The following is an 11,470-nucleotide window of genomic DNA, read 5'->3' as shown; positions in this document are numbered from 1 at the left end:
GCCATGGCTCGGGTCTCAGAGGATTCCCTGCTATTTGTCATCAACCAGCCCAGCTTCTCAGATTTACTCCGGCGCTACCCGGACCTCTCTAACCAGGTGGTCCAAGCGATGGCTCAGCATCGAGACGAACTGGCTAAACGCCAACGTGAAATGCGAGCTCTTAATCTCGTAGACTCCAGTGAAGACGACGCTAACCCTGTTATTTGGGCTAGAAAGCGCATTCGGCGAATGTTTGATTTGTAGCCAATCAATTTTTCAGGGCCGTTAATTTAACGACTCAACTTAATCTTTGTAGTGACATACCAGGGCCATTGGTAATGTTCGGCAATGAGCCATAGGACAATTCCTGCATGGGCTAATAATGTAGCCACTGTCCAAATCACAGAAAACTGGGTCAACCCATCACTGTCGATGGGGGGAAACATGTAGTTGGAGAGCATAATCAGCAGCGCGGGCAGGCAGGCAATGGCCAGCGCAAAGCTCCAAACCACAGCCGTTATGTGACCCTTGGGACGACCGCTTTTTCGCCAGCGCTCACCTGTCCAGAACCAAACCATGGGCTGAACACTATCTATCATTTGGAGTGATTGAGACTCTAAATTGGCCGCAAAAATATGCCGACAGAAGCTACAGGCAAAGGCCTCTGTCAGAGTCAGCACAGACAGCTCACCATGACCGCACACCGGGCAGGTGTAAGTGTCATGGAAGTTAAGGGTACGCAGCAGGTCGCCAGACGATAGGTCAGGCGTTGACAAAACGTTGTGCTGATTGGTCATGGAACACATACGAGTGGTGTATCTGTTCCCTAACGTAGGCGGTTTCTAATGGGAAGGAAGTGAATTTGCTGCTTTTCTTAACACAGCAATAGCACTCAGATAGACCCACTGAGCACACTGCCCCTACTGTAATTAAATCCCCCTACCCAAGCGTTAACGGCAAGATGGATGCCCCTCTAACCGGCTGCTTGAGTAAAAGCGGTGAAAGCGGTATGAATTGTTTGCTGTGTTATTGACACCCCATGGCTTTGAGCTGCAATAGCAACGCGTCCGCCTCAGCCTGCAGGTGCAAAATCTCAACTTGGAGATCGGGACCATAGGGATAGCGTTTGAGTTCAGCCATGTAGATTTTTTTATCGTTAGATGCTGGCTGAGTTTCGCGGTCAGAAACACTAATGTTCTGTGCGGACTCAGTAATCATCTTGGTATCAGAAAAAGTTTTCATAATATATGTCGCTAGTAATAACTACTCAGCGAAGCAGCATGCGAATTTTAACCCAAAAGTTCCCACCATACATCTATCAAAAGATACCAATATTTAATCTGTCCCTTCATATTTTCTATATATAACGAATTTACTCAGCTCTGATATCTTCAGACATGACGCTAATGTCCTTTGAAATCAGGCTTCTAGCGACTAGGCAGCAGACTCGATGCCACCAGACTATTCACCTGCTTGATGCGGATCTGAAGATTTTTCTGACTGGGAAGTTTGGTCTTTAGCAATTAAATCGATGGTGTCTCCTAATGCCGTAGTTAGGTTTTGACGAGTTTCTTCGTGGGCAGCTTGCTCGGTTTTAAGGGCGTTGGAGAGCTGGTCGCAGAGGGTGAGGGTGTCAGCTAGCTGCGATCGCAACTCCTCTACAGACTCCACCTGCTTTACCTGGGCCAATACTTGCTCCAAATTACGGGACGGTTCACCTTGACGTGGAGCTTGCTTAAACACCTCTAATTCGTTAGCCAAGGCCCGAATCTGTATCTGGCTTCTGGCAGTGGCATGACGACGCTGTTCAGATTCAGACTCGTATAATTTGCGCCAGTTAGCCGCACTTGCATAGGCCTGATCACGTTCTTGACCGAGGGCTTTTAGCTGCTGCTGCAAAGTTTGAATCTCCGCTAGCCACTGGGATACTTCGTTGACCATGGGCGCTGTCCGCGATGGTTGACTGGGGTTGATTGACGGTTGATTAACGTTTAGGATATAGCCTTTTTCCCAAAAATGTACAGGCAGAGATATTCCATAAAACGCCTCTACCCAAAAAAAAGGCAGCGCCTTAGCACTGCCAAACCATATGGGGTTAAAAACTTAGAGCAACTCCATCCAACCGTCGCTTATCCGAGGGCTGCTGCACCACCCACAACCTCTAGAATTTCTTGGGTAATGGCAGCCTGACGAGCTTTGTTGTAGTCAAGCGTCAAGGTTTTAACCAAATCACTAGCGTTGTCACTAGCGTTGTTCATGGCTGTCATCCGGGCGGCAAGTTCGCTAGCGGCTGACTCTTGCAGAGACCTCAAAATCTGATTGTTGAGGTACAACGGCAGCAGCGCGTCCAGAATTTGAACCGGATCTTGTTCAAAAATCATGTCCTGGGGCAGCTGTACTTGCTCGGTCTCCACCGCTGAACGCTCCACCTGAAACTGACCGCCACGGCTAGTCAGACGGAACATTTCGTCTTCCTTGTCGAGACCCTCAGGATCGAGAGGCAGCAGTGTTTGAGTCACTGGACGAGAGCTGACCAACGAAACAAACTTTGTGAAAATCAGCTCTACCCGATCCACTTCCTCCGATAAAAATAAAGAAAGTGCCTGGTCAGCAATTTTAGAGGCCTCTTCAGCGGTAGGAATCTGCTCCAACCCGCTAAATGTGGCATCGATAGGATAATCGCGCCGTTGGAAATACTGAATAGCTTTCCGACCGATCAGAATCATCTGATAGCCAATACCAGCAGCCTCTAGTTCCTTTGCACGATTTTCGGCTCGCCGAATGATATTGCTGTTATAGCCGCCACAGAGACCGCGATCGGCAGAAACAACTACCAAGCCAACGTTCTTGACGTCGCGCTGCTGCAACAGGGGCAGATTTGCATCTTCAAACTTTAGGCGAGTTTGAAGGCCGTAAAATACCTGAGCTAGGCGATCAGCAAAGGGACGAGTCGCCTCCACTTGTTCCTGCGCGCGACGCACTTTAGCCGCCGCCACCAGACGCATTGCCTCGGTAATTTTACGGGTGTTTTTGACCGACTTAATCCGGTCTCGAATCAATTTGAGATTAGCCATACGCGTTATTTTTTAGCCTTATACCCCCAATAGCCAAGCCATGACTTGATTACTGAGGGTAAGGCCAATCTCCTCCTATGCGGCCATAAAGGACTGCTTACACTCAGCAATCGCTTCCTTAGCTAGTTCCTGAACTTTGTCAGTCAGCTTTTTGCCTTCATTGATTTCCTTAACCAATTCAGGCTTGCTGGTGTTGATGTAGTTACAGAGTTCAGCGACAAGAGGCGCAACCTTTTCTACAGGTACATCATCAAACAACCCGTTAATACCGCCGTACACAACGGTTACCTGCTCGTGTAGAGCACGGGGAGAGTACTGGGATTGCTTGAGCAGCTCTCGCAAACGGACACCGCGTGCCAGCTGGGCTTGGGTAGCCGCATCCAGGTCAGACGCAAACTGGGCAAAGGCCTGTAGCTCATCAAACTGGGCGAGTTCCAGCTTGAGCTTACCGGCTACCTTTTTCATTACCTTAGTCTGGGCTGCACCCCCTACACGGGATACGGAGATACCGGCGTTAATGGCAGGACGTAGACCCGAGTTGAACAGGTCGGAAGACAAGAAGATCTGACCGTCGGTAATGGAAATTACGTTGGTGGGAATGTAGGCGGAAACGTCACCTGCCTGGGTTTCAATAATGGGCAGGGCGGTCATGCTACCCTCACCTAGCTCAGGGCTGAGCTTGGCCGCACGCTCTAGCAGACGAGAGTGAATAAAGAATACGTCTCCAGGATAGGCTTCACGACCGGGCGGACGACGCAGTAGCAAGGACATTTGACGATATGCCTGGGCCTGCTTGGTGAGGTCATCGTAGATCACCAGTGTGGCTTTGCCTTTGTACATAAAGTACTCAGCGATCGCAGCACCCGTGTAGGGAGCCAAGAATTGCAAAGGAGCCGGATCGTTAGCGCTGGCAGCGACAACAACGGTGTAGTCCATCGCTCCACGCTCTTCAAGAACGCTGACCACCTGGGCAACGGAGGCAGATTTTTGACCAATAGCAACGTACACGCAGACTACGTCTTGGTCAGCCTGGTTAAGGATGGTGTCGATTGCGATCGCAGTCTTACCGGTCTGACGGTCACCAATAATCAACTCACGCTGACCACGACCGACCGGAATCATCGCATCAATTGCTGTAATCCCTGTCTGCAAAGGCTCATAGACTGACTTCCGCGCAATAATGCCAGGAGCCGGAGATTCAATTAGGCGGCGATCGGTAGCGGCGATATCGCCCTTGCCGTCAATAGGACGAGCCAAAGAGTCCACAACACGACCGCACATGGCCTCGCCTACGGGGACCTCGGCAATCTTGCCGGTGGACTTAACGGAACTACCTTCCTTGAGCGCCCGACCATCGCCCATCAGTACCGCACCCACGTTATCCTCTTCGAGGTTTAGGGCAATACCGACAGTGCCATCTTCAAATTCAAGCAGTTCACCAGCCATTGCTTGATTAAGACCATAGATGCGGGCAATTCCGTCACCTACCTGCAGCACAGTACCCACGTTGGATACTTTGACACTCTGGTCGTACTGCTCTATCTGCTGCTGAATAATGCTACTGATTTCATCAGGTTTGATGCTTACCATGGGAGTTGCTCTACTAACTCAGATATCAACAAAAATCACCTAAACAATGCTCGGCTAAGATAGGTCTCAAAAAACCAGTCTCAACCAGCTCGCATCCTAACTACTGGGCAAACAACAAGACGCTCTTGCCCGAAGCACCCTAGCGAGAAGAAGCGCTACTCAACTGAACACCGATACGCCGCAGCTGCCCGCGCAAACTGGCATCTACCACCTGGGAACCCACCTTGATGATGACGCCACCCAACAGTTCAGAATCTAGAGAAGCCTCCAGTTCTACAGAATTAGCCCCTGTCATTGCGATCACCTTCTGGCGAATCGACTCCCTTTGATCATCAGATAGTGGGACTGCCGAGATCACCTCAGCCAAAACAATCTGATTTAGCTCACGAAACAGAGTCTGGTAACGCCTGCACATAAGACTCAAGAAGCCAATCCGGCCTCGATCTACCAGCAACATGACAAAATTAAGCATTGTCGGATGTACGCCGTCCCCTAAGATCTGGCGTAAAACGCCCTTCTTAACATCAGAATTGACGATCGGATTTTCCAGTAGATCGGCAAGCTCAGGAGATGAATCCAACAAACTACGGATTGAGGAACAATCCTGAGCAAAACGGTCAGTCAAATTTCCGTTCTGAGCAATGGATAATAAAGCCTGAGCATAAGGGTTAACTAAACCCTCAATAACTACGCTATCCTTCACAAGCTACCTCCCAATAAGACCAATACTCTGATCAATCAGCTTCTGTTGAAGCCCATCATCCATCTGGGACCGTAGCTGCGTCTCAGCCTTCTCAATGGCAAGAGTAGAGATCTGCTGACGCAACTCAACTACCACACGCTCCCTTTGGGAAGTAAGGTCTCGAGCAGCCTCGTCCTTCATTCGCTGGACATCTTTGGACGCCTGCGCCAGGATGTTCTCTTTGGCTACCTTAGCGGCCGCCTCACCATCAGACTTAATCTGAACAGCAGTAGCCTGAGCCTCAGTCAGGTTCTTCTTCTGCACAGCCAAAGCCTCAGAAGCTTCCTTTTGCCGTTTTTCAGCATCCTGAATGGCAACCTCAATGGCCGAGCGTCGCTCTGCCATAACGCTGCCTAAAAAGCTTCGTCCAAAGTAGACAATTAAGGCAACCAGAATAGAAAGGTTAATAAGGTTGGTTTCAAAAATATTGAAATTTAAACCAAACCCGCCTTCTTCTGTCGCCAGTAGCCAAAAGTTTTCAACCATAGCAATCACTGCGCGCCGATAATCCTAAAAAAAATGCAGCTTCCTAAAACAAGTCAAAAGACTTAAAAAACTAAGCCTAAGCAGCCTGAGAGCCCAACAGCTTATCTAAAATCTGTTGACTCAAAACATCCACCTGACCCTGAAGAGACTGAAAGGCCTCCTGCTTTTGTTGGTCAAGCTCTTTTTGCACCTGCTCACGTTGCTGCTGAGCCTCAGACTGAGCCTGGGCGATCTGTTTATCAACAACCTCTTGGGCTTCAGCCTGGGCCTGAGCAATCAATGCCTGAGCCTGTTTGCGGCTGTCGGACAGCTCCTGTTCATATTGCTTAGCAAGCTTTTCAGCTGTCTGCAAATATTCTGCAGCATCGGACTTATTGGTCCGAATGTAACCGTCCCGTTCATCAAGCGTCGCTGAAATAGGCTTGAAGAACACTGCGTTTAGAAGAAACGTCAATAAAACAAATTGCAACGCCATTACAGGCAGTGTTGCGTCAAAATCAAACATTTTCCGATTTCCCTAAACCTGAGAACCCATCAACACATAAGAAAGTTGAAGAAAAAAGTATTTATTGGCTCAACTCAGGTGTAATCCAACACAATGTAGTTAGAAGGCGCTATCTGCAAGACATTCGATGCCCAAAAGGAGCACGAACACAGATAACGCCCCTAAAGCCAACCTTCCTTATGCAAGGGGGTTTGCAAACAGAAGTACCAGAGAAATAACCAGACCGTAGATAGTAAGAGACTCCATAAATGCAAGAGTCAGCAGCAAAGTACCGCGAATTTTACCTTCTGCTTCGGGCTGACGAGCAATACCTTCGACAGCTTTACCAGAAGCATTACCCTGACCAATACCAGGGCCAATTGCGGCCAAGCCAACTGCTAGAGAAGCAGCGATAACTGAAGCAGAAGCAACTAACGGATCCATAATGTATTTCCTTTTCGGTATATACGAAACAAACAAGACTTAGAGTCAGTAAAAACAGGCCTGTAAAATGACCTGAGGTTCATTAGAGGTACGCTAGCAACAGCTGCTAAGCATGCTCCTCGTGACCTTCGTCACCATGCCCCTCTAAAGCTTCATGGATGTAAGCTGCTGCCAATGTGGCAAATACCAACGCCTGGATAGCACTGGTGAACAGCCCCAACATCATAACGGGCAGGGGGACAAACAAAGGGACCAACAGTACCAAAACGGCAACTACGAGTTCATCCGCCAAGATATTTCCAAAGAGACGAAAGCTCAGTGAAAGTGGCTTGGTAAAGTCTTCAAGAATTGCGATCGGCAACAGAATTGGAGTTGGCTCAATGTATTTCGCGAAATATCCTAAACCTCGCTTTTTAAAGCCTGCATAGAAATATGCAAGCGATGTTAATAAAGCTAAGGCAACCGTTGTATTGATATCACCGGTGGGAGCAGCAAGCTCTCCTTCAGGAATTTCAATCACGTGCCAAGGGAGAAGCGCCCCCGACCAATTAGACACAAAGATGAACAAAAACAGTGTGCCTACAAACGGCAGCCAAGGACGATATTCCTTTTCGCCAAGCTGATTCTTCGCAATGTCTCTGACAAATTCAAAGACATACTCCATCAGGTTCTGTAACCCCTGGGGCACCCTCTGCATATTTCGAGTTGCTAGAACCGAAGCTATCAGCAGTAGTCCAATCACAAACCAAGAGGTCAAAAAGACCTGGCCGTGGAGTTTAAGTCCTCCCACATGCCAATAGAAGTGATGACCTACCTCTAACTCGGCTAATGGCAACACATCAAAGTGCAGCAAACTTAGCATCTTAATTCAGGTTAGGTTGACCAAAAAGACAGTAGGCCAAATGATTAATGGCTAATTTAGTCAGTGCACGATCGTAGACTTATCAAGTCGTTGACAATGCCTTGAGCATGTATGCGATGAGAGCGGCTTTATACGTTAGGAAACCTAAAAAAATTGGAACGATTTGCAGTTGCTCCACCTGGGATGCGACTACTATTAATCCAATAAAAAGAGCAAGCTGATTCTTGCCCACCTTAGATTTTTCCCTACCAAGCTTCTCAACACTTTTAGCCAGCAATTTTAAGTAAACCACACCCGAACATGCCCCAATTAAGTAATTGAGAGCTGTGTTGAGGGAGTAGGCCATCCAAACCGAAATGAAGGCTATCAACATCAATGCAAGCGTTAGCAAAAGCAGCTCATTTTGAAGCTGATAATACTCTTCCATTGAAGAGTTAGGTTCTGGATCAACTGTTCCAGTGACCAACGTATCGGCACTAGCGTCCGCTACGGCATCATTTTCATCCATAGATGAATCTCTAAGAGGTTCGTCTGGCAAGTTCACAGAAATCACTCAAACTAGCCTAGGCAAACTTACAATAGTGGCCGAAGCCCTGCCTGTAAGCCGAGGTCAATCATATCATTTAAAGCTAACAATACTTAATACGAATCCCTTGGGCTTACCACAGATACACAATTTTCTGCCACCCACAAATAATGAGTGACCGAGTATTTACCGATTCACCCATTATTCACAGTGCACATTTAGTGCAGCTGACTACCTAACGGCTCATTCAGACGGTGTTAGTAGAAGCAGCTGTCGTATTTGTAATGAACGTACGGCTGATAGCTCCAAATCAGCCGATGTCAGAATATCGGCCACTGTTTTTGTCCCGGCCTCCGCCTCACACGCTTGTAAAAACGCATACTCTTCCTCACTGACTTGGACTAGCTGATAATCAGGATTAAAAAAGGACCGGCTGGGCCAGCCAGATAGGCATGGGGTGAGTTTTGGGTGGGCAGATAGTAATTTTTGATCGTCGGACCAGTCTACTTTGGTTAACGGTGGACGAGCTAAGAAAAACTCATAGTGGGTGAGTTCAGGATCTAGCAGTTCAATCAAGCGATATTGAACTCGCTGATCTAACTGCTGGGCTCGCTGCATTACGTCCGGGGCTTTGGCAATCAGACGCTCTAGATTCCAATACTGAGGATTAGAAAAGCCAACGAACTCTAAGCCGGATGCATCGATTAACTCAAATAGGGTGTCGATGGTGTAGTCCACCTCTTGGGGATGAACATACATGTCGGCAAAGCATTCATCTTGATGATTTTCTAAGGCCCACCGTTCTTTGTCTCGTTTGACGATGCGATTGTTTTCTGGCAAAGCGTCGAAAAGCTGACGACCGACGGAGACGCCATCTCGATAGTTACCCTGCTGTTCCCCTTGCAGCATGGCGATGGCCTGCTGCATTAGCGATATTTCCCAGCGCCCTAATGCGGCATAGACAAATACATGCAGCAGGCCTCCCGGAGCCACCTTGCTGGCTAATGCCTGAATACCCCGAATCGGATCGGGCATGTGGTGCAGGACTCCCACACAGTTGATCAGATCAAATTGCCCTTCAAGTTGGTCTACATCGTAGATGCTGAGATTGTGAAAATTGACACGGTCAGAAGCGCCTGAGCGTTGACAGCGTTCACGAGCTACGGCCAAGGTGCCAGCGCTCAGATCAATGCCGGTTACCTGGGCCTGAGGATTAAGGTGCACCAGATATTCAGTCCCGACACCAGAGCCACAGCCGGCGTCTAAAATCTTGACGTTCTCTGTTGCTGGCAATCGGCCTGTGCAAAAGTTATAGGCTGTGGGCCAATACCACCGCCAGTTGTACCCAGGAGGGGGTTCATCAATTAGGGGTTCTGGTGGAAAGGGATAGGTGTCGTATAACTTGGCCACTGCTGCACTGACGGCAGCCTCATTTGCAGAAGTCATGGGAACTGTAGTTTTGGGTTCTCAGTTTTGATTTTTGGGTGGGCAAACTACACCCGTCCAGTGTCTACAAAATTCAAAACTTAGCCTCTTAAGACTGGCATTTTTTGGGAAACTCTTCGTAAATACAGGTAACAAAACTTATCTTTTCTCTCATTCAGTTGCACACCGTCTTTTATGATGGCTCAGTGGGCTAATAACGAGATGTTACACAGTCTTTAGACAACCATCTTGGCGTTCCGTAATCGTTTTAATCTGGAACTGTCGTAAGAGCCGATAGGCCCGTCGCGCTGCCTGCTGGTGTTAACCAATACTCTAGGTCTGCTTTGACCCTGAGTTGCTCGGCGTTGAGGAAAGGGTCTGATGCAATCACCTATTGCAATCAACTATTAGAAGGGAGCCTTTGAAAAGGAATGACTGTAACTGCTAGTGGTGGAAGCTCCTTAGTGCGGCCACAACTTTATCAAACCTTGCCGGTTACCACGATTACTCAAGCTGAACAGCAGGACCGCTACATGGAGCGGGGCGAGTTGGATTCGCTGTCTGGCTTTTTTAAGTCAGGACAAAAGCGAATTGCGATCGCGCAGATTCTGACTCGCTATTCAGAGTTAATCGTTTCACAAGCCGCCAACCGTATCTTTACCGGGGGTTCCCCTCTATCTTACTTAGAGCGAGTTGAACCTGATTCTCAGGCAGGCGATGCCAATGCGGGTACCGACACCTACATTGAGAGCGGTGGTGGTGAAGGTCTCTTTAGCGGCCTGAGAAATCTAGTCAGCGGTGGCGGTGATTTGGGGACCATTCCAGCCGGTTTTCGCTCCATTAATGTAGGGCGTTATGGTCCTAGCAATATGCAAAAGTCTCTACGAGACATGAGCTGGTTTCTGCGCTATGTGACCTATGCCATCGTTGCTGGTGACCCCAATATCATTTCTGTAAATGTTCGTGGTCTCCGAGAAATTATTGAGGATGCCTGCTCGTCTGCAGCTACCGTAGTCGCCTTACAGACCATGCGAGCAGCCAGCACTGGGTACTTTCGAGGGGATGCTGAAGCGCAAGAGCTGATCCGCTCCTACTTCAACGTTTTAGTTGATGAGTTTAAAGCTCCAGCCCCCTCCGATAAATTGCGCCAGCGCCCATCTAAAGATCTACAAGGCTTACAGCTGCCTCAGATCTATTTCAATGCCTCCGAGCGGCGGCCCAAATTTGTAATGAAGCCGGGTCTTTCTAGCTCCGAGAAAAATGCAGTGGTTAAAGCTGCCTATCGGCAGGTATTTGAGCGTGATATCAAGCGGGCTTACTCCTTGGACTTGTCAGATTTAGAGTCCAAGGTGAAAAATGGCGAAATTGCCATGAAGGAATTTATTCGCCGCCTGGCCAAGTCCCCCCTGTATCGCAAAAACTTTTTCGAACCATACATTAATAGTCGTGCCCTAGAACTAGCCTTCAGGCATATTTTGGGGCGTGGACCCAGCTCCCGTGAAGAGGTTCAAAAGTATTTCTCCATCGTTACCGATGGTGGCTTATCAGCTCTAGTTGATGCCCTGATTGATTCGAATGAGTACGGCGATTACTTTGGCGAAGAAACAGTCCCTTACCTGCGCGGTCTGGGTCAAGAGGCTCAAGAGTGCCGTAACTGGGGACCTCAGCAAAACTTGCTGAATTACAGTGCGCCTTTTCGCAAGACCCCGCAGTTTTTGACCACCTTTGCGGCTTACGAGCAACCGCTACCAGACCAACATCCCTACGGTTCCGGCAATGATCCGCTAGAGATTCAATTTGGAGCGATCTTCCCCAAAGAAACTCGTAACCCCAGTAATAGTCCGGCTCCGTTTAATAA

At 48.5% G+C, this 11,470-nt stretch carries 13 protein-coding genes and 1 pseudogene; 2 read left to right on the top strand and 12 right to left on the bottom strand.

What is annotated here, in order from left to right; all coding sequences use genetic code 11:
- Nucleotides 1-243 (top strand): annotated as a pseudogene (locus tag IQ260_RS19540) (mechanosensitive ion channel protein MscS); the annotation flags it as partial.
- Between the two features lie 26 nt (nt 244-269).
- Here the strand turns inward: IQ260_RS19540 and IQ260_RS19535 are convergent.
- From IQ260_RS19535 to IQ260_RS19480, 12 genes are all read right to left on the bottom strand, one after another.
- The gene (locus IQ260_RS19535) at nt 270-776 is read right to left on the bottom strand and encodes a hypothetical protein (RefSeq protein WP_193994773.1); all 507 of its coding nucleotides are present in this window, start codon (nt 774-776) and stop codon (nt 270-272) included.
- A gap of 229 nt (nt 777-1,005) precedes the next feature.
- Nucleotides 1,006-1,221, bottom strand: a complete 216-nt coding sequence (locus IQ260_RS19530) for a hypothetical protein (protein WP_193994772.1) — start codon at nt 1,219-1,221, stop codon at nt 1,006-1,008.
- A gap of 219 nt (nt 1,222-1,440) precedes the next feature.
- On the bottom strand, nt 1,441-1,920 hold the full coding sequence (locus IQ260_RS19525; protein ID WP_193994771.1) for a hypothetical protein: 480 nt from the start codon (nt 1,918-1,920) through the stop codon (nt 1,441-1,443).
- Nucleotides 1,921-2,108: 188 nt separating this feature from the next.
- Complete coding sequence (locus tag IQ260_RS19520; RefSeq protein ID WP_193994770.1) at nt 2,109-3,053, bottom strand: F0F1 ATP synthase subunit gamma; 945 nt, start codon at nt 3,051-3,053, stop codon at nt 2,109-2,111.
- A gap of 75 nt (nt 3,054-3,128) precedes the next feature.
- A complete protein-coding gene (gene atpA, locus IQ260_RS19515; RefSeq protein WP_193994769.1) occupies nt 3,129-4,643 on the bottom strand; it encodes a F0F1 ATP synthase subunit alpha in 1,515 nt (504 codons plus the stop codon).
- Between the two features lie 139 nt (nt 4,644-4,782).
- Nucleotides 4,783-5,346 (bottom strand): ATP synthase F1 subunit delta, encoded by a 564-nt coding sequence (atpH, locus tag IQ260_RS19510; RefSeq protein WP_193994768.1) that lies wholly within the window; start codon nt 5,344-5,346, stop codon nt 4,783-4,785.
- A gap of 3 nt (nt 5,347-5,349) precedes the next feature.
- Nucleotides 5,350-5,871 (bottom strand): F0F1 ATP synthase subunit B, encoded by a 522-nt coding sequence (locus IQ260_RS19505; RefSeq protein ID WP_193994767.1) that lies wholly within the window; start codon nt 5,869-5,871, stop codon nt 5,350-5,352.
- Between the two features lie 76 nt (nt 5,872-5,947).
- A complete protein-coding gene (locus IQ260_RS19500; protein ID WP_193994766.1) occupies nt 5,948-6,376 on the bottom strand; it encodes a F0F1 ATP synthase subunit B' in 429 nt (142 codons plus the stop codon).
- Between the two features lie 177 nt (nt 6,377-6,553).
- Nucleotides 6,554-6,799, bottom strand: a complete 246-nt coding sequence (atpE, locus tag IQ260_RS19495) for an ATP synthase F0 subunit C (protein ID WP_006516215.1) — start codon at nt 6,797-6,799, stop codon at nt 6,554-6,556.
- Nucleotides 6,800-6,905: 106 nt separating this feature from the next.
- Nucleotides 6,906-7,661 (bottom strand): F0F1 ATP synthase subunit A, encoded by a 756-nt coding sequence (gene atpB, locus IQ260_RS19490; RefSeq protein ID WP_228016275.1) that lies wholly within the window; start codon nt 7,659-7,661, stop codon nt 6,906-6,908.
- Between the two features lie 82 nt (nt 7,662-7,743).
- Entirely contained in the window at nt 7,744-8,169 is a 426-nt protein-coding gene (locus IQ260_RS19485; RefSeq protein WP_193994765.1) for an ATP synthase subunit I, read from the bottom strand.
- A gap of 261 nt (nt 8,170-8,430) precedes the next feature.
- On the bottom strand, nt 8,431-9,633 hold the full coding sequence (locus tag IQ260_RS19480; RefSeq protein WP_193994764.1) for a class I SAM-dependent methyltransferase: 1,203 nt from the start codon (nt 9,631-9,633) through the stop codon (nt 8,431-8,433).
- A 410-nt stretch (nt 9,634-10,043) separates the two neighbouring features.
- Between IQ260_RS19480 and IQ260_RS19475 the strand changes: the two genes are divergently transcribed.
- Nucleotides 10,044-11,470, top strand: a 1,427-nt coding sequence (locus tag IQ260_RS19475; protein ID WP_193994763.1) for a phycobilisome rod-core linker polypeptide, incomplete at its 3' end; no start/stop codon positions are given.

Origin of the sequence: Leptolyngbya cf. ectocarpi LEGE 11479, from assembly GCF_015207065.1 — a bacterium.
Taxonomy (GTDB): domain Bacteria; phylum Cyanobacteriota; class Cyanobacteriia; order Phormidesmidales; family Phormidesmidaceae; genus Leptothoe; species Leptothoe ectocarpi.
Note: the sequence above shows the minus strand (reverse complement) of the source record. Positions and strands in the feature narration are given on the sequence as shown.